Raw genomic sequence first — 23,974 nt, forward strand, 5'->3', positions numbered from 1 at the left:
ATAAAAACTCGTATATAAATTTAGTTGAATTAAATACAACATTGTTACAGTTTCGGAACTAAATCTTGATTAAAATTTAAGTTATCAACATCAAAAACTCCTTTAACAAAAGAATTTTATCACTTTTACAATTTTTTGTGAAGAACTTGATTTTACACAATTTTTAAAAGCTCTATCTTTGTACAATGGCTCAGAAAGAAACCTTATCGTCGCTTACACAGGGCAATTTTGCTAAAGAATTATCGATTTCTGATGGCAAAATGCCACCTAATGCTGTTGATTTTGAAAAACTTGTAATCGGTACTTTTTTAATTGATAGAAAAGGGCTTGACCACTCTATCGACTTATTAACGCCCGAAGTTTTCTACGATCCTAGGCATCAGACGATATTTTCTGCCATTTTAAAACTTTACGAAAGCAACTCGCCGATCGATATGATGACGGTTATTCAGGAGTTAAAAAGAACTGAAAAACTAAATCTGGCAGGTGGCGACCATTATATCATCGACTTGACTTTGGGTGTCAGCTCGTCTGCACACATCGAATATCACGTTCGTGTGATTTTGGAGAAATATATTTTGCGTTCGTTAATTAATGTTTCGGCTAACGTTATCGATAGTTCTTACAAAGAATCTACGGACGTCTTCGAACTTCTTGACAAAGCAGAGCAATCCTTTTTCGAAATTACCAACGGAACGATCAAAAAAGGATTCGATACCGCAAACTCTTTGGTAAAAGAAGCGATTGACAAAATTAAATCGCTTAAAGATAAAGAAGGTCTTTCTGGTGTACCATCAGGATTTACAGCTTTGGATAAAGAAACGGGAGGTTGGCAAAACTCCGACCTTATCATTATTGCAGCACGTCCTGCGATGGGTAAAACTGCGTTTATTCTTTCGATGGCGAGAAATATCACGGTGGATAACAATATTCCACTTGCGCTTTTCTCTTTGGAGATGGCGTCTGTACAGTTGATTACAAGGATGATCGCTTCGGAAACTGGCATTTCATCAGAAAACTTAAGAAAAGGAACTTTGTCCGATCAAGAATGGAGTAGTCTTTTCACCAATGTCTCGGCTTTGGAAAATGCGCCTCTTTTCATTGATGAAACGCCGTCGCTTTCGATTTTTGACTTCCGTGCAAAATGCCGACGCCTTGTCATGCAACATGGCGTTAGGATTATCATGGTCGATTATCTTCAGCTGATGACAGCAAGTTCTGGAAAAGGCAGCGGAAATCGTGAACAAGAAATCGCAATGATTTCGCGATCTTTAAAAGCCATTGCAAAAGAACTTAACGTCCCAGTAATTGCACTTTCGCAGTTATCAAGAACTGTAGAAACGCGTCCAGGAAAGCGTCCAATGCTTTCGGATCTTAGAGAATCGGGAGCGATTGAGCAGGATGCCGATATCGTATCTTTTATTTTCCGTCCCGAGTATTATAAAATTGCTGTTTGGGATAATGACGAAGAAGGTGCAGAAACACAAACCGAAAACCAAGCCGAGATTATCATCGCAAAACACCGTAACGGTGCAACAGCCGATGTTAGATTGGCGTTCCATAAACATATTGGTAAGTTTGCAGATTTGGAAACTTTAGGCAATTCTTATTATGGTGGATTTGGTGGTGAAGCACCATCGCCTAGCGGTGGAGGATTTAGCGGTGGCGCTTTTGAGGCTCCAGATTTTGCTAAAATTACTGTAACTGGTGATCCTAATTTTGTTTTTGGACCACCGACACCTTCTAGCGGCCAAGTTTCTGGCTCAGCCATGAATGATGACGATGATGACGAAATGCCTTTCTAAAATTTAGAGTTTGAAAATCGAAATTTTTACTGACGGTGCATGTAGTGGCAATCCCGGAAAAGGCGGATTTGGAATTCTGATGCGCGTCCCCGAGAAACAATATCAAAAACATTTTTCGGCCGGCTTCCGATTAACAACCAATAACCGTATGGAATTGATGGCTGTTGTTGTGGCGCTTTCCAAAATAAAAGATGAAGGACACGACATCCATATCTTTACTGATAGCAAATATGTATCCGATGCGATTAACCAAAACTGGATTGCTGGTTGGGTAAAACGTGGTTGGAAAAATGTTAAAAACCCAGACCTTTGGCAAGCTTTAATTCCTTTTCTTAAAACACATTCTCCGAAGTTCCATTGGATAAAAGGTCACGCTGGACATCCTGAAAATGAATTGGTCGATCAACTTGCTGTTAAAGCTTCCCAAGGCGCTAATCTGCAAACTGACGATTTTTTTGAAAATCAAAACAAAGGCGGAATATTCTAAATTCTGCTCCTAAATTTTCTTTGGAAACCTAATCTCCTAGCCCAGATTGAACGGCATGTTGGATCTCATCTTGTATTATGCAGAGGCAAAAGCATGGTGAAATACAAGATAGCGACTAGTGAAAGCTGGAATTGCTCCTAATTAACAAAACTTTAGAATTAATTTTGAAGATGGTTGATTATCTTTGTTACATGAATTATCTAGAGGCTTTGGCTTGGCGCTATTCTGTAAAGAAATTTAGTGGTGAAAAAATCGATTCGCAATCCTTGCAAAATATTTTGGAAGCGGGGCGACTATCTGTAAGTTCTTTGGGTTTGCAACCTTACAAATTGATTGTTATCGAATCTGACGCGCAAAAAGAAAAGATAATACCAGCTTTTTATAACAAATCGCAAGTAAGCACGTGCTCTCATGTTGTTGCGATTGTTTCGAAAACGAAAATCGACTCTGAGTACGTGGATGGTTACTTTTCGCATATTTCGAAAGAGAGAAATATCGATTTGGAAATACTTGCAGCTTTTAGAAAAAACATCGAACAATACACTTCGAGCCATACTGAAAGTGACCTAAGACACTGGTCTGAAAAACAAGCTTATATACTTCTCGGAACCATGATTGTCGCAGCCGCAGAAGAAGGTGTTGACACTTGCCCCATGGAAGGTTTTAGTCAAGATGTTTTGTCTGAAATTTTGGAATTAAATATGGAAGAAGAACGCGTTGCGGTGGTTTTGACTTTAGGAAAAAGAGCTGATGATGATGGATTTCAGCATTTGAAAAAAGTTAGAAAACCTGTCGAAAAATTTATTAAATTTATTTGAAACTAGCACAAAACAATATGATAAAAACGGATGTTTTAGTAATAGGATCGGGCATTTCTGGATTGTCCTACGCTATAAAAATTTCGGAGAAGTTGCCAAACACCAAAATAATGATTGTCACTAAGGCAGACGAAGATGAAAGTAATACAAAATATGCACAGGGAGGACTCGCGGTAGTCACTGATTTTCAGAATGATAACTTCCAAAAACATATTGACGATACGATACGTGCTGGTGATGGCGAAAACGATCCCGACGTTGTAAAAATGGTGGTGGAAGAAGCGCCAAAACGCTTTAACGAAATCGTTGAATGGGGCGCAAAATTTGATCAAGAAAACGGAAAATTCGCTCTTGGACGCGAAGGCGGTCATACTGAAAATAGAATTGTCCATCACAAAGACATCACCGGTTTTGAAATCGAACGTGCTCTTTTGGAAACGGCGCGTAATTCTCCAAATATCGAAATCCTGCCTTACCATTATGTGATCGACTTGTTGACGCAACATCACGTTCCAGGAAAAGAGTTAGATCCAGAAAACATCCATTGCTACGGCGCATATATCTTGGACGAAAAGCAAAAACAAATCAAAAAAATCACAGCAAAAATAACTTTGGTGGCGACTGGCGGCGCTGGCCACGTTTATAAAAATACGACTAATCCAATTATCGCAACTGGCGACGGAATTGCCTTTGTAGCAAGAGCTTACGGCAAAGTTAGCAATATGCAATATTATCAATTCCATCCAACAGCGCTGTATTCGAAGCTTGACGGAATGTTATTTCTGATTTCGGAAGCTGTTCGAGGTGATGGCGCAAAACTTCGCACCAAGAACGGAAAAGCTTTTATGCAAAAATACGATCCGCGTGAAGAATTGGCTTCTCGTGACATCGTTGCACGTGCGATTGACAACGAAATGAAAACTTCTGGTGACGAATATGTTGGTCTTGATTGTCGCGAAATGGACAAGGAAAAATTCATGAAACATTTCCCAAACATCTATAATAAATGTCTGAGTGAAGGCATTGATCCCTTTAAACAACTGATTCCGGTAGTTCCTGCTGCACATTATTTGATGGGCGGTATTAACATTGATAAAGATGGACAATCGTCTATCAGAAATCTATTTGCTGTTGGAGAATGTACCAACTCTGGACTTCACGGCGCTAATAGATTAGCATCCAATTCGTTACTAGAAGGTTTAGTTTTCGGACATAATGCCGCTTTGAAATCCATGACTTTGCTTGAAGAGAATAATTTCAACTTTGATGATCTAAAAGCCATCCCCGAATGGAATGAAGACGGCATGAAAATAATGGATGAAATGGTTTTGGTAACTTATCTGAGAAAACAACTTCAAGAGATGATGAGCGATTTGGTAAGTATTGTTAGAAGCAACGAACGTCTTAAGATTGCAAAGAAAAAACATCAAGATATTTCCGAAGCGGTAAGCGAATTGTACAACTACTCTATTCTTTCGCCACAACTATCGGAGCTTAGAAATCTAGTTAGCGTTTCGGGACTTATCATCGATCAATCTTTAGAAATGAAACAAAACAAAGGCGCATTTTACAATAAAGAGCTTGCATAGACCTGTTAAAGTTAAACTTTAATTATTTAAAATAAATAATATATTTTCAAATATTTATCATGAAAAAACCATCATACGTAACCAACAAAGCATTACAGACTTTTATAAAAGCTGCGATACAAGAAGATATCAACACTGGTGACCACTCAACCTTAGCGACTATTCCCAAAGAACTTGAGCAACAAGCCAAGCTTTTGGTTAAGGAAAATTGTATCCTCGCAGGCGTTGATATGGCTTTAGAGATTTTCAAATATGTCGATAAAGATTTGAATGTTGAAGTTTTTATTAATGATGGTGAACAAGCAAAAGTTGGTGAAATTGCATTTTTAGTATCAGGAAAAGCACAATCTATCCTAACAGCCGAACGTTTGGTTCTCAATTGTATGCAACGTATGAGTGGCATCGCAACCTTAACGCACGAATGGGATCAAAGATTGGTTGGCACTAAAACAAAACTACTTGATACTCGTAAGACGACTCCTAATTTTAGAATCTGCGAAAAATGGGCTGTTGCTATCGGCGGCGGCACTAATCATAGATATGGATTATATGATATGATTATGTTAAAAGACAATCATATTGACTATAACGGAAGTATTACAAATGCAGTTAATATGGCAAAAGATTATATTCAAAAGAATAAATTGAAGCTAAAAATTGAAGTCGAAACTCGAAATCTAAAAGAAGTTTCTGAAGCCATCGATGCCAAAGTAGACCGAATAATGCTCGACAATATGGATGTAAAAACCATGAAAGAAGCTGTCGAATTAATCGATGGAAAATGTGAAAGTGAGGCTTCTGGAGGTATCACTAGAGATCAACTTAAAGAGATTGCTGCGACTGGTGTCACTTATATTTCGGCTGGAGCCTTAACACACTCTGCGGACAATATCGACCTGAGTCTCAAGGCTGTTAAGTAGCATTTGTTAATTGTTATTTAACATAATGTTAACTGAATATTAAATTTCTTGCAAACTGACAAATGTTAATTGTTTGTTAAAACGTCGTTCATTTATATTTCTGAAATTTGCAGAGTCAAATAAATATAGTAATTCATATCAAATGAAAAGCAACTTCGGAAGACGATCATTATCAATCGTTTTAACACTATCAACAGCGAGCATCTATTTTGCTCAGCAAAAACCGATCGACACACTAAAATCGAATGATATCGATGAAGTGGTTATCACAAAGGGGGTAACAGACATCGCTAAAGACAGAAAAACACCTGTAGCTGTTTCAACAATTAAGGCTGCACAGATTGTAGAAAGATTAGGTAACAAAGAATTGGTTGAAATCTTAAATACAACACCTTCAGTTTACGCTACAAAAGGTGGTGGTGGATTTGGAGATTCAGGTATTACAATGCGTGGTTTCGAAAGTAAGAATATCGCTGTTATGGTTAACGGTATGCCTGTTAACGATATGGAAGGAGGTTCTGTATACATGTCAAACTGGACAGGTCTTGCTGATGTAACTAGTACAATGCAAGTACAAAGAGGTTTAGGTTCTTCTAAACTAGCTATCGCTTCAGTTGGTGGTACGCTAAACTTCGTAACTAGATCTGCTGACATGAAACAAGGTGGTGTCGTAAGATTGGGTATTGGTAACAATGACTTCTTAAAAACATCTTTTGCTTATAATACTGGTAAATCAGAAAAGGGTTGGTCTTCATCATTCTTAATGGCTAGACAATCTGGTTCAACATACATTGAGAATACAGATTATGAAGCTTATACTTACTTCTTTGCTTTAGGTTTTCAACCTAGCAAAAAACATAACTTGCAGTTTATGATCACTTCATCGCCACAATGGCATGATCAAAGATCTTATGCGCCAACAATTTCTAATTACATTAAATACAATCCAGATAAAGATGGTACGCCATACAGACAGTACAATTCAGATTTTGGATATTTAACTCAACCAAATGGTAAAAGAGTTGGAATTGCTAACGCAATGAACTATTATGCAAAACCAGTACTGATGCTAAACTGGGATTGGAATATTAGTGATAAATCTACTTTAAGTACAGTTGCTTACATGTCTAACGGACGTGGTGGTGGAGCAAGAAATGCTGGAAAAGTTGGAGGAAAAGGAATGCAAGATTTTGTAGATAACGAAGGGCACTACAATTTTGATCAAATCTTTGCAGCAAATGCAGCAGTAACACCAACAGTTGGTGTACAAGGTAATACATTGGTTAGAACATCAAGTGTTAACTCACACAACTGGTATGGTATCTTAATGAATTTCCAACATAAAATTAATGATAATTGGAATTTCTCAATTGGTACAGATGATAGATATTACTATGGTTATCATTACCAAGTTTTATCGAATCTTTATGGAGCTTCTGGATATACAGATGCGACTAACAAAAATCTGCCAACAAATAACTTGATTAGAAAAACTTACGACTACAAAAAATTATCATGGAATCCTTTCGGTGGAGCTAATGCACCAATGGAAGACAGAATGGTATTTAGTAATGACGGAGAAGTGTTATGGTACAGTGGATTTGGACAAGTTGAATATTCAACAGAAAAAGTATCTGCATTCTTACAAGGATCAGTATCTAACCAGGCTTACCAAAGAATTGATGATTTCGTAAAACCAGGGACTTTACAACAAGGTCAAGCTGTAGTAAGAAAAACAGGTTTCAAAAACATCTTTGGTTATAATATCAAAGGGGGGGCCAACTATAATATCGATGAACAAAACAACGTTTTTGCTAACATCGGTTACTATAGCAAACAACCATTTATGTCAGCAGTATATCCAAGTAATCAACAAGTGCTTAACCCGAATTTAACTAATGAAAAAATCTTCTCTGCAGAATTAGGTTACGGATTCAGAGCGCACAATTTTAACGCAAAAGTTAACTTGTACAGAACTGAATGGAAAGACAGATTTTTTAGAAAAACTGGGATTAAAGATATCGACGGTCTAGGAAATAATGGTTACTCTGAGATCAGTGGAATTACTCAAATACATATGGGTGCTGAGTTTGAAGGAAACTACAAAGTAAACAAATATCTAGAATTCAACGGGATGTTCTCTTATGGCGATTACCAATATAAAGGTAATGCACAAGGATCTAATTTCCTAGATGACAACACGCCAGTTGCAATTAACGGATCTAATCAAACAACCCTTTACTTAGATAAAGTAAAAGTTGGTGGTTCTGGTAGCAACAGTATTCCACAGATGACAGCATCTTTAGGAGCAACAATTTCTCCAGTAACAGACCTTAAAATCTATGGAGATTGGCAGTATGTTGGCAAAATTTATTCTTCTTTAAATGTTGCTGAATTTGATAAACAAGGTAAAACAGCTCTTGAATTGCCTAACTTTAACTTACTTAATATTGGTGCTTCTTATAAGATTAAATTGAACGACAAATCACAGTTCTTCACAATTGGAGTTAATGTTAACAATTTATTGGATACTACTTACATCCAAGATGGTTCAACTAACATTAAAGTTAAAACTGTTGCTGACTTTACTGATAAAACTGTTGGGGGAGTTACAACAACTGCACAACAACAATTTGACACATACATCAACAATCCTAATAACTTCTATAAAGGATTGGATGCTTCAAACAGAGTTTATTTCGGATTTGGAAGAACTTGGTCAACAAGTTTATCATTCAATTTCTAAGAAATTTAATATTAATACATCTCAAATCCCGGCCTTTGGTCGGGATTTTTGCTATCTTTGTTAACCTAAAATAAAAGACTATGGAATTTTACAACATTTTAATTAACGCACACAAAGGATTCGCTTATCTTGAGCTTTTGTTAGTTGCCTTATTCTTAGTAGCCTTATTAATGACGATGTTCGGTTACAGTGGCAAAGTCAATAACTTTTTAAAGAAAACAACATTGTTTACAATGATTTTCTTCCACATTCAATTACTAATTGGTGTTATCATGTTAGCTGTAACTTTCTCAAAAGGCTTAGACATGGGCGCTGTAATGAAAAACGCAGATTTAAGATTCCAATATGTCGAGCATCCTTTCTCGATGTTAATTGGTGTAATCTTAATGACGATTATCAACAAAAAAGTTAAAACTGCCGAAACAATCAACTTAAAAGTGGTTATCATGGGTGTTTTAGCGATTGCATTATTTGCATTTGCATTCCCTTGGGCAAAAGTTTTCGGAGCTTAAAATAGTTTTGAATTATGAATTATAAGTTACTAAGGTTAAACTTATAATTTTTTACTCATTAAATATTAAACCTTAAAAACCTTTATTTAAATCAATGAAAATAGCAGTAGTTGGCGCTACCGGAATGGTAGGACAAGTGATGTTGAAAGTTCTTGAGGAAAGAAATTTCCCTATAACCGAGCTAATCCCCGTAGCTTCTGAAAAATCTATCGGTAGCAAGGTCAAATACAAAGGGAATGACTACGAAGTGGTATCCATGCAAACTGCTATTGACAAAAAGCCTGAAATAGCAATCTTCTCTGCTGGCGGAGGTACGTCTCTAGATTGGGCGCCAAAGTTTGCAGAAGCTGGTATTTTTGTGATTGATAATTCTTCTGCTTGGAGAATGAACCCTACTAAAAAATTGGTGGTTCCAGAAATCAATGCAGATGTTTTAGAAAAAGAAGATAAAATTATTGCAAATCCTAACTGCTCAACCATTCAGTTGGTAATGGTTCTTCATCCATTAAATAAAAAATACGATATCAAACGTGTTGTCGTTTCGACTTATCAATCGGTTACTGGTACTGGAAAAGCTGCTGTCGATCAATTGAACGCCGAGATCGAAGGTAAAGATGCAGACAAAGTTTATCCTTATCAAATTTTCAAAAATGCGTTGCCACATTGCGACGTATTTGATGATAACGACTACACCAAAGAGGAAATTAAATTAATGAAAGAACCTAAAAAGATTTTAGGTGATGACAGTTTTAATTTGACGGCGACTGCGGTTAGAGTTCCTGTACAAGGCGGACATTCTGAAAGTGTTAACATTGAATTCGAAAACGAATTTGATCTTGATGAAGTTAAAAAAATCCTTTCTGAAACTCCAGGGGTTACCGTTTTGGATGATGTTAAAAACAACCAATATCCAATGCCGTTAATGGCGGAAGGTAAAGACGATGTTTTTGTTGGAAGAATTCGTAGAGATATTTCGCAACCAAAAACACTTAACTGTTGGATTGTCGCAGACAACCTCCGAAAAGGCGCTGCAACCAACGCAGTACAAATCGCTGAATATCTTCTAGCTAAGAAATTAGTATAAACCAAATGCTCACCAAAAAGTGGGCATTTTTTTATTATTAGATTAACCGAACAAAAGACAAATCTATTTTCAAACTTATGAATTCTAGCGATCAAAATATCAGCAAAAATAATTTTCGATTCCAGCGAAATGTTGCCATCATCGGGATTGTATTATTTGTTGCAAAGCTCATTGCTTGGCGCTTAACAAATTCTGATGCTGTATTCTCCGACGCTATGGAAAGCATCGTCAACATCATTGCTGCCTTCATGGGACTTTACTCGCTTTATGTTGCAGCGAAACCAAAAGACGAAGATCATCCTTATGGCCACGGAAAAGTCGAGTTTATAACTTCTGGTGTCGAAGGCACACTAATTATATTTGCTGGTGTTGTCATCATCGTACAGGCGGTTAATTCTCTTTTAAGCAACAACATTCCAGGTAAATTGGATTGGGGAATGCTGATCGTTGCTATTACTGCAATTATAAATTATGTGATGGGTTATATTTCTTTACAGAAAGGTTTAAGAGAGAAATCATTAGTTCTGCAAAGTTCGGGCAAGCATTTGATGAGTGACACCATTACAACTGGTGGTGTAGTTCTGAGTTTAATCATAGTTTATTTTACAAAAATCTATTGGTTAGACGCTGTAGTAGCTTTGGTTTTTGGTATTTACATCATCTTTATTGGTTATAAAATCGTCCGTAAATCACTCAGCGGCATTATGGATGAACAAGACATACAACTGGTCGAAAAAGTGGCTGATGTACTTGAAAAAAATCGTGAGGAAGATTGGATTGATGTCCATAATATGAAAATTCAACAATTTGGGGCAAATCTTCACATTGATGCGCACATCACACTTCCCTACTATTACTCTCTGCGAGAAGCCCATCAAGAGATGGAAAAAGTGATTTTAGTTCTAGCTAAAAATGCAAAACGGCAAATAGAATTCAATTTCCACATGGATGACTGCAAGCCAAAATCTTGCGAAATATGTCAACTTAAAAACTGTCCTGTACGTGAAAAAGAATTTTTAAAAAAAATAACTTGGACCGCACAAAATATTACACAACACGACAAGCATGACAGAAATAACTAAGCCGATTTCGTCAACAAATGCTTTCTGTAATAAAATATCGGTACAACTAGCAACAAAGTCATCGGTTGAATAACGAATCTTCGGATGTAGAATGCGAACAGATTTCCGATTTCGAAATTGGTATAGATACAGTAAAGGTAGATCGGAAAGACAATTACAAAGACCAGAAGCATTAAAACAACCGCTTGTTTGGTCCAAATTTTATTTCGGAATAAATTCTGGATAATAATTGTTGACAAGATCAAATTAAGAAAAAACCTCAGCAAATAACTAAAAATAAGTTTTGTATCGTCAAATTTCGGAAAAGCTTTAGCTTTTAATTCATCTTTAAAATAAGCTAAAAACGGATCAAAAAATAACTTATCCTCCAAAAATCTCACAGCGATTAATCCTGCCAGTCCAAGAATAACGAAAAGAATATTAAGCGCTTTCATCTTCCTTTTTTAAAGCAAAAAACTTGATCCAAACAATCCATAAAACAATCACCGTTCCGTAAATAATCGCAGGAAAAACATAATCATGAAACATCTTCCCATACTGTGGAAAATCTGACATCACCATATTAAGACAAGCGATTCGGACGAAATTCATCACATGCAGCGCAACCAAGCCAAGAATAACAAATACAATGGTTTTTGCACCTTTATAAAACGCAAAGATGAATGCTACAAACATAATCATCACCGAAATCGCATTGCAACCTTCCACCATTCTGGTCAAATATTCGCCTTGAATAATAAACCGAATTCCCTCCTTCCCGACGCCATCCTGCAAGCATGATGTAAAACCGCAAGTATTTTGAAACCAATTTGCCTGTCCAGCTACCCAACGAGAGAACGGATCGATAACTGCGTTGTCGAACCGATTGAGATACAATTGGTACAATAAAAGTAAAACCAAATAAATCCCCACAAATCGTAGAAGAATTTTCAAAACTGGTTTTAGATCTTTTAGCATAAAACAAAACTACATAATTATTTGCTTCTTTCAATAATATCGACATTCTTAAAGTCTAAATAATTAAATTTGCTGTTATGGAATCACATATCAAAGAATTCTTTAACAACTTTTGTCACAGCGAAAACACCAATATTGTTGCACTGCCGCAAAGCGGATCTTCGCGCAAAAATTATATCGCAAGATTTGATGATAAAAAGTACGTTATCACAGACAACGACAATCTGCGAGAAAATGAAGTGTTCTTTTACTTCACAGAGGTTTTTTCAAAATTAAATCTTAATACACCTAAGATTTTTAAAATCTCAGAAAATCGTCAAGTTTACATCCAAGAATATTTAGGAGAACATACGCTTTCCGAAATTATTTCTACCGAATTTGATGAAACAAGAATTAAATCGCTTGCACGAAAAACACTAAAGCAACTATTTGATTTACAGCAAAAAAACATCAACAGAATCGATTACACAAAGACTTTCGATTACGAAGAATATGACGAGCTTGCCATTCTTCACGATTTATATTATTTCAAGAATTTTTTAGTGGATGTTTTAGAAATCAATTATCACAAATCGAAACTTCTAAAAGAATTTCAGACAATCACAAAAATAGTTTCAGAATTGGAACCAAAAGGCTTGATGATTCGCGATTTTCAAGCTAGGAATATTATGGTAGATGATAATGACGATGTTTTTTTTATCGATTATCAAGGTGCAATGTTTGGACCGCTGATATACGATGTAATCTCGTTTTTGTATCAAGCAAAGGCCAATTTTTCTACTGAATTTAAGCAAGAGATGTTAGATTATTATATTTCTCTATTCTCTGAAAAAAAAGAGCGAGAAATGCTTAAAAATTCTATTAAGCCAATTATTATGATGCGCTATCTTCAAGTATTGGGTGCGTATGGTTTCCGGGGTTTAATTCAAAGGAAAAAACATTTCATCAATAGTCTCGACCAAGGCATTAAAAATATTGTTGAATTATCTGCAACTTGGCCTGATCTACAAGCTTATCCCGAACTTCTAAATGTTATACAACAACTAGAAACGACGGATACGAAACTTAAAATCGAAAATATTCTACAATAATAATCAAAAAAAAACTTCAAATTACTTTGAAGTTTTTCTTTATTATTTAATCTTAATTTATTTGACTTTTAGTAGAGGTTTGATTAAGAACCAAGCTATTCTCTTTTAAAATCCTCTTTGCAAAACGATATCTCGGTCCCCAATATTTGTCATTAAGTGAAGATACCATCACACCTCTTGATGTTGCAGAATGTATAAATTTAACTTCCCCCTTCTCATCAACTTCTTCAACAATACCTACGTGAGAAATACGACCTCTACCATGAGAGAAGAATACTAAGTCTCCTTTTTTAAGGTCTGACTTATCAACAGAGTCTCCTTCTTGCGATTGTGCGGCAGCAACTCGTGGAAGGTTAACACCAGCGGCAGCGCCAAAAACTGAAAGTACAAAGGCAGAACAGTCGATTCCATTTCTAGTTGTACCTCCGTATCTGTAAGGCGTTCCTAGATAAGTACTTGCTTCGTCTAATATGCTGTCGATTGTTTTTTCGTGCTTGATAGCTTCTGCAATCATCGATGCTTTGATCGAGTTAGAAGCGTTATTAAGAGATGCCAACATTCTTTTTGCTTGAATGTTATCTGATGTTTCAGCTTTAACAACTACTGGAGTTACTTTGGCATCGGTTTTGTATATATTTGGTTGTGATACAACATAGTTTGATACACATGATTGTAGGGAGAATGTTGTAATGGTCGCTACTAAATAAAACAGAACTCTTTTCTTCATATATATTTATTTAAACGTGTTAAATAGGTTTCTTTTTGTTCAAATGCATGGCAAATTTAGAGAATACCGATAGAAGAGCTTTTCATATTGAATTATCAGAAGCTCGTTTTAACACATTTTAACATTTTTAATTAGAATGTTAATCAAAAACGAATCGCAAAGCACCATTTTAGGGACTTTGCGATTTTATTTTGTTTAAGATTCTTTAACAATTATCATAGACATCTATTTAGATTTTAGAAATCATCTATTTAGTTACAGTTTTATATTTTATAAAACACTAGCTTGTTCCAACGCCTTGATATTGTTCATAGTTTTCGATAACTTGATAGCCACACTTCTTGCACAAAGCAATTGCTTCCGGCTGATTAACGCCTGTTGCTAAGATTAAGTTTTCGAAATCTAGATACTTTGCCCAAGTTTCTAATCTTTTTAAAAGTTGATAAGAGAAACCTTGTCCGCGTTCGGACTCCAGAACGAACATTCTTTTTAACATCAGCAGCGCTGTAATCGTAAAATTTAATAACACCACCACCAACTGCTTTTTCATTTTTTAATAAAAGCAAACAATGTCTCAAAGTATCAATCCCATAAAACGGATGATAAAAGTCGTGATCGTCACCATCACGAATGACCAAGTCCTCATCCAAAAGCCTTACAAGCGATTGGAAATCTAGATTTGTACAATCTGTTTTCTTTATTTCAATCCTATACATATATATAAGATATAATTCTTTGATTTAAATGAAATTATTTCGGACGCCTAAAACTTCTATTTAAGTTCTCGATGCATTGCGCTGTCAGAATTATTGATATGTATAAAAACAATCTGTTAGTAGTCATTAGCCCCGATAAAAACGGCATCCTTTTGTGGTGGAGCGAGGCGACGGAGCGCAGCGGAGCGTCCGAGCGACACTACAAAAGATATAGTGGATAGCGGGAAAAAGCTCTCCATAAAAAATAATAAAATCTTTTCGACCTAGTCAAAAAGCTCAAAAAAAAAGACCTACGATTGTAGGCCTTCTTACTTTATCTTGTGAACAAAAGTTCTCTGTATTTGGTCATCGGCCAAAGCTCGTCGTCAACCATCATCTCCAAAGCGTCCGATCCTTCGCGAATCACATCAAATAAAGGCTTCACCTTGTTACAATAAGCGTCTGCTTGTTTGTGGCTGTCTTTCGTGTTCTTCGCAGTTTCTTTTTCTTTAAGAAGTTCGTCAACACCTAATTTGATTTTAGAAACGTTTTCAGAAATCTGAGTAATCAAGCTGATTTGCTCTTTTCCTAAAACCTTAAATTCTTTGTCACCAAAGATTTCTTTAAGACCTTTTACGTTTTCAATTAATCTATTTTGATAATTAAGCGCAGCTGGAATAATGTGGTTTCTTGCGATATCCGCCAAAACTCTAGCTTCGATATCAATTACGGTTGAATATTTTTCGAATTTAATTTCGTTTCTAGCTTCGAATTCTCTGTGAGAATAGATTTTTAATTCTTCAAAAAGCTCTGAAAATTTCGGATTTAATTCTTGTTTAAGCGCTTCTGGCGTCGTTTTATGATTGTTAAGACCTCTTTTTTTAGCTTCTTTTGCCCAATCATCAGAATAACCATCACCTTCAAACAAAATTGTTTTCGATTGTTTGATGTATTCTCTCAACACATTGAAAATCGCTTCGTCTTTCTTAAGTCCACCGTCGATTAGTGCATCAACTTCTGTTTTGAAAACTCGAAGCTGTTTTGCAACAATAGCGTTCATCACCGTCATTACTTCCGCACAGTTTGCAGAAGAACCAACCGCACGAATTTCAAATTTATTTCCTGTAAAAGCGAAAGGCGACGTTCTGTTTCTGTCTGTGTTATCCAAAAGGATTTCAGGAATTTTACCAACAACGTTCAGTTTTAATTCCGTTTTTTCTTCTGGAGATAGTTTTCCGTCGGTTACTTTTTCAAGTTCTTCCAAAACGCTAAACAATTGGCTTCCGATAAATGCGGAGATAATTGCTGGCGGCGCTTCGTTAGCTCCCAAACGATGGTCATTACTTGCCGACGCGATGCTTGCTCTCAACAAATCCGCATAATCATGAACTGCTTTCAATGAATTCACGAAGAATGTTAAGAATTGTAGGTTTTTCTTTGGATTTTTTCCTGGACTTAAAAGGTTTTCACCTGTATCTGTCGCCAAACTCCAGTTGTTGTGCTTTCCACTTCCGTTAACGCCTGCGAATGGTTTTTCATGGAACAAAATATGGAAATGATGTTTGTGTGCAATTCTCGCCATAATATCCATCAACAAAGAGTTGTGGTCAACCGCTACGTTACATTCTTCAAACATCGGCGCCAATTCGAACTGATTCGGAGCAACTTCGTTGTGACGTGTTGTAACTGGAATTCCCAACTTCATACATTCGATTTCCAATTCTTTCATGAAGTTCATCACTCTTGTAGGAATCGATCCGAAATAATGATCATCTAATTGTTGTCCTTTCGCTGGTGAATGCCCAAGTAAAGTTTTACCCGTTAACACTAAGTCTGGACGAGAAATATATAGGGCAGAATCTACCAAGAAATATTCTTGCTCCCAACCTAAAGTTGGCGTTACTTTGGTTACGTTCTTGTCGAAATAAGCCTTACAAACGTCTGTTGCAGCGTCGTCAACTGCGTTTAAAGCACGTAGTAAAGGTGTTTTGTAATCTAAAGTTTCTCCCGTATACGAAATGAAAATCGATGGAATACAAAGCGTCGTTCCCATGATAAACGCTGGTGACGTTGGATCCCAAGCCGTGTAACCTCTTGCTTCGAATGTGTTTCTGATTCCACCATTCGGGAAAGAAGAAGCGTCTGGCTCTTGTTGAATCAACATTCCTCCGTTGAAACGCTCGATTGCTCTATCGCCTTCAATTGGAGTAAAGAATGAATCGTGCTTTTCAGCAGTTGTTCCTGTTAAAGGTTGAAACCAGTGCGTGTAGTGTGTCACACCTTTGGACATCGCCCAATCCTTCATCGCAACTGCAACCTGATCCGCAATATGTCTTTGGATTTGAGTTCCTTTTTTAATCGCATCCATAATAGAATTGAATGCTTCTTTTGTTAAATACTCTCTCATGGTGTATTCTGAAAACACGTTGTTGCAGAATAATTCTGAAAGTTTTACGGGAACATCCACGAAATTGTCTTTTCTGTAATCTCTAAATGGAAGTTCTGCTAAGGCTTTAAATCTTAATGTTGACATCAGCTTATATTTTGATAGGGCAAAGTTAATAAAAAACTAAAAACAAAATCACATACCCCTAAAATTTTAATGTTAAATTAAAAAAAAATATAAATTCAGTAAACAACCCCTATAAATAAATGGCGTTTTAGACTTTAACTAACAAAATTTATATCCAATATTAATGCATTATGAATTTTTTGAAAACACAATCAAATATCATATTTAATACACACAAAATGCTTTTGATTAACAGTATCTTTACATAGAATTAGCTTTATATAATTAAATTTCGTAACTTTGCCCACTTTTCTAAAAACAAAAACATTATGGTAAATTCTAGAGCAAGAGAGACCACAGAAGCGATCGAAAGATTATATGTTTCTATGAGACACTTATTTTATAGAGGATTTTTTAAACCTTCTGGCGTTTCTGGTGAATCATTGAGAAAACTTCTTATGATTATCCAACCCGAAATCTATGGAAGCATGGGCAATCCACATAAAATAGAACTCAGCGGTCTACTTTATGTTTTGGATCGTTTGCCCGAAGGTATCGAAGAATGCGCTTTTATACATTTGACTTCTGATGAAGGATTTGAAAAAGGTAGCTTCGAGCCAATCGTTCCGAAAAAACGTCGTAGAAACTGTTACAGAATCGACGAACACCAAATGAACATTGAAGTTCTACTAGGTCGTTCCGAAATTTATGATATCCTTACCCACTTAACATTCTTATATCTAGAAGCAGACAAAATCAGAAATATTGGTTTTGATATGCAAGATGGCGGAAGACCAAGACGCGTTTGGAAAATCATCGAAGAGGTTGCTATTGGCGAGAAAAAATACAGTCGCAAAGAAAAAGAAGTTGCATTAATACATCTTTCGTCTTTATTAGGAAGAACTTTTGATGAGACTTTGGATGCTTACAACGACTTTGGTGACGATGCAAATCCTGATAGATTATTTAAGATTATTTATTGGTTAGGGCAAGTCAGTTTAGAAGATTGGAAGGAAGTTAGAAATCGTGAAATCTATTTTTCATCAATTCTTCAAGAACGTGTTGGCCATCACCTTTTCGGAGAAAGATGGGCAAACAAAATAAAGTCTGTTCTTTACGAAAACAACCTACACATGCGTCCGTTACACATCATTAGTGCTAACATGCATAGTGTGAAAAACATGTTGTATGCCAATGACGCACTTGGTAAAAAGGCGAAAAAAGAAATCGATTACAAACTTTTTGAAGAGATATCTAACAACAAAGCTTTACAAGACAAGATTCTTCATACATCGCAAGAGCAAGGTCTTATCTATATTAAAGACACAAGTGGAAGTAACATCGATGTACAAATAATTGATGTTTCTAAAACGAATCTTAAAAACACCGCTTTCGCAGATTCTGCACCGACAGGTGATGAAGTTATTTTGGTTTTCGATTATGCTTTTGGTGAGCAAGCTTACGAAGTTATGGACGAATTATTAAGACCATACGATGCAAACGGCGAAATCTACACTATGAAAGTAAAATCTATTTCAATCATGGGTAAAGCCGGAATTTTGGAAGGTAAAAAAGGGGACATTATGATTCCAACGTCTCACATTTTTGAAGGAACAGCGGACAACTATCCTTTCGTGAATGCTTTGGATTTGGAGGATTTCCAAGATGATGAATTAAAAGCTTTTGAAGGACCAATGATTACTGTATTAGGAACATCACTTCAGAATAAAGATATTCTTTCGTATTTTATGAACACTTCTTGGAAAGCTATCGGACTAGAAATGGAAGGTGCGCATTATCAAAAAGCCATCCAAGTTGCTAGCAAAATCCGTCACCACATTAGCGAAGATCTTTTCGTTTGTTATGCTTATTACGCATCGGATAATCCGTTAGAAACTGGTAGCACATTATCTTCTGGAGGTCTTGGACTAACAGGTGTAAAACCAACTTATCTTATTACTTTAAGAATCCTTGAAAAGATTTTTGGTAAAGTATAAGTCTAAAAATTAAACTTAAATTTTTCAATAAAAAAATCCCAATTCTGAGTAAGAATTGGGATTTTTGTTTTTAAGCTTTCAGTTTCTTAAAGCCCTACAACAAAACCAACACTTGGCATCAAACTACTAGAAAAAATACTTTTGTTTTCATTCCAAAGGACATTGTACATTAACCCGATTTGGAAGTAAGCGCCATTTCCGATTTGCGTCATATAACCGCCACCAAGATACAAAGCAGATTCGTCCGTACTAAATTTATAACCGTTGTCTTGTTTTATGTTGTAATTCACAAAATATTGTTGAAATGTACTTCCTAAATAAAAGTTACGTGCAAAATAATAGTTAGCAAAAGGACCAATACCAAACATTGTCGAATTGTAATAATTGCTGGTTTGGTAAGTGAAATTCCCCATAAGTCCTGCTTCGAAATCTTCGGTTACGCGATAACCAACTCTCGGCGAAATACCAATATTAAAAGAACTATTGCTTCCAAATCCTACACCAAGACCACCTCCATAAGTCCAACGGTTAGAACTAGCAGTTTGCGAAACGCCTATCTGCGAGAATGCAAACATATTTGCAAAGACTAAACAAAAAATAATAATTTTTCTCATATTATCGATTTTTTCAATGTGTAAAATTAAAGCTTTTTTAGCGATTATATTCGTCGTATTTTTGCATCGTGAAATTGGGCGCGAGCGAAGCGAGCGTCAAAGCAGTATGTTGATTGTCTTATTATTACAAAACTTCAACATAGCCCCGATGGAAGCGGCATCCTTTTTTTGGTGGCTGAGCGGAGCTGAAGCGACCAAAAAAAGATATAGCGGACAGCGGGCGAGGATTTTCCTAACGAAGAGAAAATCGTCCTGCTCCTAAAATTAGAAGACATTATGAAAGTAGTAGTTGGTTTGTCCGGAGGCGTAGATTCGAGCGTGACGGCGTATCTTTTGCAACAGCAAGGACATGAGGTTATCGCCCTATTTATGCGTAATTGGAATGATGCTTCGGTGACTTTGGAGGACGAATGTCCTTGGGTTGAAGATAGTAATGACGCGCTGATGGTGGCGCAAAAATTGGGAATTCCGTTTCAGGTGATTGATATGAGCGAACTTTATAAGGAGCGCATCGTCGATTATATGTTTGATGAGTATCAGAAAGGTCGTACACCAAATCCTGACGTGCTTTGTAACCGCGAAGTAAAGTTTGACGTGTTTATGAAAACCGCAATGTCTTTGGGTGCTGACAAAGTTGCGACAGGACATTATGCACGCGTGGATTCTACAATTGATGAAAACGGAAAAGAGGTTTTCCATCTTTTGGCGGGGAAAGATAACAACAAAGATCAGTCGTATTTCTTGTGTCAATTGAGTCAAGATCAGTTGTCGAAAGCGCTTTTCCCGATCGGTGAATTGACAAAGCCTGAAGTTAGAGAAATTGCTAAAGAAATTGGTCTGGTTACCGCTGATAAAAAGGATTCGCAAGGTCTATGTTTTATCGGAAAGGTAAGTCTTCCGACTTTCTTGCAACAACAATTGGTTCCGAAAGAAGGCGAAATCGTGGAAATTTTTAAAGACTTTAAGGGCTTTGGAGAAGAAGCACCGAATTTTGACAACAAAGAAGAAGAATTAAAATATCTGTCTCGCAACATAAAATACGAAAAGGCAGATGGTAAAGTAATTGGCAAGCATCAAGGTGCGCAATTCTACACGACCGGACAAAGTAAAGGTCTTGGCATCGGCGGTCACAAAGAAAGTTGTTTCGTGATTTCTCGTGATATGGAGAACAATATTATCTTCGTTGGCGAAAGTCACAGTTTCCCAGGACTGCATAAAAAAGCTTTGAAAATTGACAACTCGGAAGTGCATTGGGTTCGTGAAGATCTTCGTTTGAAAGCTGGCGAAAGCATGCGCGTTTTGGCGAGATATAGATATCGTCAAGATTTGCAGGAAGCGACAATTTTTCAGTTCGAAGATGCTTTCTATGTAGAATTTGACAAGCCTCAATCTGCAATTGCGGAAGGTCAATTTGCGGCTTGGTATTTGGACGATGAATTAATTGGAAGTGGCGTGATTTCTTAGGTTTAGAAATTGTTTTAAACATAAAATAGAAAAAGCTTTCTCATTTTCTGAGAAAGCTTTTTTTATTATAAATGAATTTTAGCTTGATAACCAATCTTTAAAATCTTTAACACGATCGCGACTTACAGTGATTTCTTCATCTGGTTGATAATCTAATTCGACTTTGCAGGTTGGCGACGTGTGAATGTTTTTTATAAATTTAGAATGAATAACGTATTGGCGATTAACTCGGAAAAAATCCTTTTCGTCCAAAACATTTTCTAATTCATCTAAAGTAAAATCGGTTGGAAAACTTCGTTCTGCTGTTTGTAGATATACGATTTTGTTTTGACTGAAAAAACAACTGATTTCGTTAGTTTGGACAATCTTGAGATTATAACCAATTTTAACCAAAACTCGAGAAAGTGTAGACTTATATTTCTTTAATATCTGTTTGATTTCCTGCGAATTAACAAATCCATCTTCTGGTAAAAATGACTTAAACTTTTCAATAGCTTTTGTTAAATCTTCTTCCATAATTGGTTTTAAAAGATAATCGATGCTATTTAATTTAAAAGCTTTAAGTGTATATTGATCGAAAGCGGTTGTATATATGATAAAAGCTTTAGTTGCTACCTTTTCGAAAATATCAAATGACAATCCATCTCCCAAAACGATATCAGAAAAAATTAATTGCGGATGTTCATTTTCGCTAAACCAAGCTATGGATTCTTCCACAGAATTTATCGTTGCAACCAATTCTAAATCAGCATAATTAGCTAACATTCTTTCCAACTTTCTAGCTGCCGGTTTTTCATCTTCGATGATGATTGTTTTAATGCTCATATTTTAATTTAGGATATTTAATTCGAGAAGTAATTTTCTTTAAATACAAACGATTTGCAAAAATAAGTCTTAATAATTTTCTTTCATCATCAACTCTCGAATTTTACGTTCTTCCCAATTTTTAGAAAAAATAAAACTCGGTACAAAAACAGTCATTGCATGGGTAAGAATACCAAGTCCCCACAATATTGGCGTAACCCAAATTTGCCATGACCAAAAGCTTTTCCCTACAGGAAGCTGATTGTAATTCATCACTAAAAGAAGAATGTTAACTACAAGATATACAAACAGATGCGTATAAAAACCTTTCAAATCTTTGACGCGCTTCGCTGCCATTTGGTATTTGATGATTTGCCTAGCGTTGGTATCCATCGTTTTAATCTTTTTTAAGTTCTTTATTTAACATATCCTTTTCCCAGTCAGAATTTAGAAGAAATAATTTAATAGCTCGTACAGCAAGTATAATTGCCAAAACAATGATAATAAATGATCTTCCTAAATTAACTTCGAAATTTCCTGTTTTTTGAAAATGCCAAAATACGATTGCCATTGACACGACTATAAAAATTGCTAGACTAGAATAAAATTTCTTAATGGCTTTAACGCGCTCTGAAGCAATTTCGAAGGCTAATTTTTCTTTAATATTTTCCATGATTATTTTTGATTTTCTTTTTCCATAAATTCTTTAATCTTGCGTTCTTCCCAGTTTTTCCCGATGGCAAAAACGTTCATTCCGTGGGCAACCAAGCCAATTCCCCAGCCCAACATCGGCCAATAAAACCAAATATGCTCCGGACGTGTCATTAGGTTGATGATGACTAAAAACGGAATTACAATACAATACGAAATTAGATTTCCGTAGAAGCCTTTTAGTTCTTTTACTCTTCTAGCCGCTTTTTCGTAGGCCAGACTTTCATTAGATGGGTTTATAATATTCATTGTGTTAATTTTTTGAGGTTCGGTTAACATTGGTATTTTGACTTTAAAATAGTCTTCTGATTTTTCAATAAAAACATTTTCTTTTGTTAAAAGCGAGTAACGCTGAACAATATTGGATAAGCCGATGCCGTCTCGATCTTTTGGAAGTTCTCGGGTTTGTAAATTATTTTCAATGCACAAAAATCCATTTTCGGTATAGATTTTCATAACCAAAGGTTTAGAAGATGTCGCAAAATTATGTTTGATACAATTTTCTAAAAGTAGCTGCAAAGACAATGGCACAACCTTTAATTGACACTCATGCTTCGGAACATTGAATTGGAACTCCACACTATCTTCAAACCTTGTTTTAAGCAATTCAGCGTATGTTTTTGCAAACTCCAATTCGTCTTCGACACTCACCAATTCTTTATCTTTTTGATCTAAAACGTAACGATAAATTTTAGACATTGACAAAGTAAATTTCTGCGCCTGGTCTTGGTTTTCGTCAATTAACGCGCTTAATACATTTAAAGAATTAAACAAAAAATGTGGATCCAGTTGGTTTTTAAGACTTTCAAATTGGGCATTGGCAGATTTAGCGATAATCTTTTGCTCGACAACTTCTTTACGCGTCACTTTTCTAAGTTCCTCCATAAAGCTTTTGGCGTGAAGAAAAGCCGAAATCATCAGCGCAAAATTGATCATAAACCAATTCGCATAATTATATTCTCCTGAAAAGAAAATATCCCAAGTCGTTACTTTTTGGATTAAAACGAAATTAATTCCGTTACATAAATAAGTCAAAAAAATATTAAGAACGATAGTCGCAATAACGCCAACAATCGTACGACGTTTTGTCTGGTTAACCCACGAGAATCTATTATTAAGATAGTTGTTAAGCGATCCATTGGGCACAGCCATCAAAAATGTGTACATCGTAGCAATCGATAAACTTATCAAAAAAGAATTCAGGCTTTTATCACTTGAGAAAAAAATGAAAAAAAACAACCCCGAAAAAAAGGAAATTGAAATATAAGTTTTAAACGATTTGCGAGTCATTATCTTGATTTATGAGACAAATTTATACGAAGCTTTTATAAATTCTAAAAAAAACTTACCGAATTGTCA

At 35.9% G+C, this 23,974-nt stretch carries 22 protein-coding genes; 12 read left to right on the forward strand and 10 right to left on the reverse strand.

Annotation, left to right across the window (positions count from 1 at the left end; genetic code table 11):
* Positions 1-185: 185 nt before the first annotated feature.
* The 9 genes from dnaB to RT037_RS01350 all read left to right on the forward strand — a co-directional run bounded on the left by dnaB (position 186) and on the right by RT037_RS01350 (position 11,043).
* Complete coding sequence (gene dnaB, locus RT037_RS01310) at positions 186-1,805, forward strand: replicative DNA helicase (protein WP_312322188.1); 1,620 nt, start codon at positions 186-188, stop codon at positions 1,803-1,805.
* A 10-nt stretch (positions 1,806-1,815) separates the two neighbouring features.
* The gene (gene rnhA, locus RT037_RS01315) at positions 1,816-2,292 is read left to right on the forward strand and encodes a ribonuclease HI (protein ID WP_312322190.1); all 477 of its coding nucleotides are present in this window, start codon (positions 1,816-1,818) and stop codon (positions 2,290-2,292) included.
* Positions 2,293-2,462: 170 nt separating this feature from the next.
* Positions 2,463-3,110 (forward strand): NAD(P)H-dependent oxidoreductase, encoded by a 648-nt coding sequence (locus RT037_RS01320; RefSeq protein WP_312322192.1) that lies wholly within the window; start codon positions 2,463-2,465, stop codon positions 3,108-3,110.
* Positions 3,111-3,127: 17 nt separating this feature from the next.
* Positions 3,128-4,699, forward strand: a complete 1,572-nt coding sequence (gene nadB, locus RT037_RS01325; protein WP_312322199.1) for an L-aspartate oxidase — start codon at positions 3,128-3,130, stop codon at positions 4,697-4,699.
* Between the two features lie 59 nt (positions 4,700-4,758).
* Positions 4,759-5,619 carry a carboxylating nicotinate-nucleotide diphosphorylase gene (nadC, locus tag RT037_RS01330; RefSeq protein WP_312322193.1) on the forward strand — a complete coding sequence of 287 codons (861 nt, stop codon included), beginning with the start codon at positions 4,759-4,761 and terminating at the stop codon, positions 5,617-5,619.
* Positions 5,620-5,761: 142 nt separating this feature from the next.
* On the forward strand, positions 5,762-8,365 hold the full coding sequence (locus RT037_RS01335) for a TonB-dependent receptor domain-containing protein (RefSeq protein WP_313027416.1): 2,604 nt from the start codon (positions 5,762-5,764) through the stop codon (positions 8,363-8,365).
* A gap of 80 nt (positions 8,366-8,445) precedes the next feature.
* A complete protein-coding gene (locus RT037_RS01340; RefSeq protein ID WP_312322195.1) occupies positions 8,446-8,877 on the forward strand; it encodes a hypothetical protein in 432 nt (143 codons plus the stop codon).
* Between the two features lie 94 nt (positions 8,878-8,971).
* A complete protein-coding gene (locus tag RT037_RS01345; RefSeq protein ID WP_313027420.1) occupies positions 8,972-9,961 on the forward strand; it encodes an aspartate-semialdehyde dehydrogenase in 990 nt (329 codons plus the stop codon).
* A gap of 77 nt (positions 9,962-10,038) precedes the next feature.
* Positions 10,039-11,043, forward strand: a complete 1,005-nt coding sequence (locus tag RT037_RS01350) for a cation diffusion facilitator family transporter (protein WP_313027423.1) — start codon at positions 10,039-10,041, stop codon at positions 11,041-11,043.
* Here RT037_RS01350 and RT037_RS01355 read toward each other — a convergent pair.
* Positions 11,040-11,477 (reverse strand): exosortase F system-associated membrane protein, encoded by a 438-nt coding sequence (locus tag RT037_RS01355; RefSeq protein ID WP_313027425.1) that lies wholly within the window; start codon positions 11,475-11,477, stop codon positions 11,040-11,042. The genes RT037_RS01350 and RT037_RS01355 overlap by 4 nt on opposite strands.
* Positions 11,464-12,000, reverse strand: a complete 537-nt coding sequence (xrtF, locus tag RT037_RS01360) for an exosortase family protein XrtF (RefSeq protein WP_313027430.1) — start codon at positions 11,998-12,000, stop codon at positions 11,464-11,466. The genes RT037_RS01355 and xrtF overlap by 14 nt, the downstream gene beginning before the upstream one ends.
* A gap of 77 nt (positions 12,001-12,077) precedes the next feature.
* Here xrtF and RT037_RS01365 point away from each other — a divergent pair, with 77 nt between their 5' ends.
* Positions 12,078-13,091 carry a phosphotransferase gene (locus RT037_RS01365; protein WP_313027434.1) on the forward strand — a complete coding sequence of 338 codons (1,014 nt, stop codon included), beginning with the start codon at positions 12,078-12,080 and terminating at the stop codon, positions 13,089-13,091.
* A gap of 52 nt (positions 13,092-13,143) precedes the next feature.
* Here RT037_RS01365 and RT037_RS01370 read toward each other — a convergent pair whose 3' ends face one another.
* The 3 genes from RT037_RS01370 to RT037_RS01380 form a co-directional block, all read right to left on the reverse strand.
* Positions 13,144-13,818, reverse strand: coding sequence for an NlpC/P60 family protein (locus tag RT037_RS01370; protein WP_313027438.1), 675 nt, complete (start codon positions 13,816-13,818; stop codon positions 13,144-13,146).
* A gap of 280 nt (positions 13,819-14,098) precedes the next feature.
* Positions 14,099-14,368, reverse strand: a complete 270-nt coding sequence (locus tag RT037_RS01375) for a GNAT family N-acetyltransferase (protein WP_313027441.1) — start codon at positions 14,366-14,368, stop codon at positions 14,099-14,101.
* Between the two features lie 479 nt (positions 14,369-14,847).
* Complete coding sequence (locus RT037_RS01380; protein ID WP_313027444.1) at positions 14,848-17,046, reverse strand: glutamine synthetase III; 2,199 nt, start codon at positions 17,044-17,046, stop codon at positions 14,848-14,850.
* A gap of 308 nt (positions 17,047-17,354) precedes the next feature.
* On the opposite strand from RT037_RS01380, the gene RT037_RS01385 reads away from it, so the two are divergent.
* A complete protein-coding gene (locus RT037_RS01385; protein WP_312323804.1) occupies positions 17,355-19,022 on the forward strand; it encodes a DUF6909 family protein in 1,668 nt (555 codons plus the stop codon).
* A gap of 86 nt (positions 19,023-19,108) precedes the next feature.
* Here the strand turns inward: RT037_RS01385 and RT037_RS01390 are convergent, their stop codons facing one another.
* Entirely contained in the window at positions 19,109-19,636 is a 528-nt protein-coding gene (locus RT037_RS01390) for a hypothetical protein (protein ID WP_313027447.1), read from the reverse strand.
* A gap of 276 nt (positions 19,637-19,912) precedes the next feature.
* Between RT037_RS01390 and mnmA the strand changes: the two genes are divergently transcribed.
* A complete protein-coding gene (mnmA, locus tag RT037_RS01395; RefSeq protein ID WP_313027450.1) occupies positions 19,913-21,100 on the forward strand; it encodes a tRNA 2-thiouridine(34) synthase MnmA in 1,188 nt (395 codons plus the stop codon).
* A 78-nt stretch (positions 21,101-21,178) separates the two neighbouring features.
* Here the strand turns inward: mnmA and RT037_RS01400 are convergent, their stop codons facing one another.
* The 4 genes from RT037_RS01400 to RT037_RS01415 all read right to left on the reverse strand — a co-directional run bounded on the left by RT037_RS01400 (position 21,179) and on the right by RT037_RS01415 (position 23,806).
* The gene (locus tag RT037_RS01400) at positions 21,179-21,925 is read right to left on the reverse strand and encodes a LytTR family DNA-binding domain-containing protein (RefSeq protein WP_313027454.1); all 747 of its coding nucleotides are present in this window, start codon (positions 21,923-21,925) and stop codon (positions 21,179-21,181) included.
* Positions 21,926-21,994: 69 nt separating this feature from the next.
* Positions 21,995-22,297, reverse strand: coding sequence for a 2TM domain-containing protein (locus RT037_RS01405; RefSeq protein WP_313027457.1), 303 nt, complete (start codon positions 22,295-22,297; stop codon positions 21,995-21,997).
* 4 nt (positions 22,298-22,301) lie between these two features.
* Positions 22,302-22,577 carry a 2TM domain-containing protein gene (locus tag RT037_RS01410; RefSeq protein ID WP_313027461.1) on the reverse strand — a complete coding sequence of 92 codons (276 nt, stop codon included), beginning with the start codon at positions 22,575-22,577 and terminating at the stop codon, positions 22,302-22,304.
* A gap of 2 nt (positions 22,578-22,579) precedes the next feature.
* A complete protein-coding gene (locus RT037_RS01415) occupies positions 22,580-23,806 on the reverse strand; it encodes a 2TM domain-containing protein (RefSeq protein ID WP_313027465.1) in 1,227 nt (408 codons plus the stop codon).
* Between the last annotated feature and the right edge of the window lie 168 nt (positions 23,807-23,974).

The organism is Soonwooa sp., assembly GCF_032062245.1.
GTDB lineage: Bacteria > Bacteroidota > Bacteroidia > Flavobacteriales > Weeksellaceae > Soonwooa.

What these genes read in the sequence shown, in the direction of transcription:
- dnaB (WP_312322188.1), top strand. Translation starts at nt 186, where the DNA reads ATGGCTCAGAAAGAAACCTTATCGTCGCTTACACAGGGCAATTTTGCT.
- RT037_RS01320 (WP_312322192.1), top strand. Translation starts at nt 2,463, where the DNA reads ATGGTTGATTATCTTTGTTACATGAATTATCTAGAGGCTTTGGCTTGG.
- nadB (WP_312322199.1), top strand. Translation starts at nt 3,128, where the DNA reads ATGATAAAAACGGATGTTTTAGTAATAGGATCGGGCATTTCTGGATTG.
- nadC (WP_312322193.1), top strand. Translation starts at nt 4,759, where the DNA reads ATGAAAAAACCATCATACGTAACCAACAAAGCATTACAGACTTTTATA.
- RT037_RS01335 (WP_313027416.1), top strand. Translation starts at nt 5,762, where the DNA reads ATGAAAAGCAACTTCGGAAGACGATCATTATCAATCGTTTTAACACTA.
- RT037_RS01340 (WP_312322195.1), top strand. Translation starts at nt 8,446, where the DNA reads ATGGAATTTTACAACATTTTAATTAACGCACACAAAGGATTCGCTTAT.
- RT037_RS01345 (WP_313027420.1), top strand. Translation starts at nt 8,972, where the DNA reads ATGAAAATAGCAGTAGTTGGCGCTACCGGAATGGTAGGACAAGTGATG.
- RT037_RS01350 (WP_313027423.1), top strand. Translation starts at nt 10,039, where the DNA reads ATGAATTCTAGCGATCAAAATATCAGCAAAAATAATTTTCGATTCCAG.
- RT037_RS01355 (WP_313027425.1), bottom strand. Translation starts at nt 11,477, where the DNA reads ATGAAAGCGCTTAATATTCTTTTCGTTATTCTTGGACTGGCAGGATTA.
- xrtF (WP_313027430.1), bottom strand. Translation starts at nt 12,000, where the DNA reads ATGCTAAAAGATCTAAAACCAGTTTTGAAAATTCTTCTACGATTTGTG.
- RT037_RS01365 (WP_313027434.1), top strand. Translation starts at nt 12,078, where the DNA reads ATGGAATCACATATCAAAGAATTCTTTAACAACTTTTGTCACAGCGAA.
- RT037_RS01370 (WP_313027438.1), bottom strand. Translation starts at nt 13,818, where the DNA reads ATGAAGAAAAGAGTTCTGTTTTATTTAGTAGCGACCATTACAACATTC.
- RT037_RS01375 (WP_313027441.1), bottom strand. Translation starts at nt 14,368, where the DNA reads ATGAAAAAGCAGTTGGTGGTGGTGTTATTAAATTTTACGATTACAGCG.
- RT037_RS01380 (WP_313027444.1), bottom strand. Translation starts at nt 17,046, where the DNA reads ATGTCAACATTAAGATTTAAAGCCTTAGCAGAACTTCCATTTAGAGAT.
- RT037_RS01385 (WP_312323804.1), top strand. Translation starts at nt 17,355, where the DNA reads ATGGTAAATTCTAGAGCAAGAGAGACCACAGAAGCGATCGAAAGATTA.
- RT037_RS01390 (WP_313027447.1), bottom strand. Translation starts at nt 19,636, where the DNA reads ATGAGAAAAATTATTATTTTTTGTTTAGTCTTTGCAAATATGTTTGCA.
- mnmA (WP_313027450.1), top strand. Translation starts at nt 19,913, where the DNA reads ATGAAAGTAGTAGTTGGTTTGTCCGGAGGCGTAGATTCGAGCGTGACG.
- RT037_RS01400 (WP_313027454.1), bottom strand. Translation starts at nt 21,925, where the DNA reads ATGAGCATTAAAACAATCATCATCGAAGATGAAAAACCGGCAGCTAGA.
- RT037_RS01405 (WP_313027457.1), bottom strand. Translation starts at nt 22,297, where the DNA reads ATGGATACCAACGCTAGGCAAATCATCAAATACCAAATGGCAGCGAAG.
- RT037_RS01410 (WP_313027461.1), bottom strand. Translation starts at nt 22,577, where the DNA reads ATGGAAAATATTAAAGAAAAATTAGCCTTCGAAATTGCTTCAGAGCGC.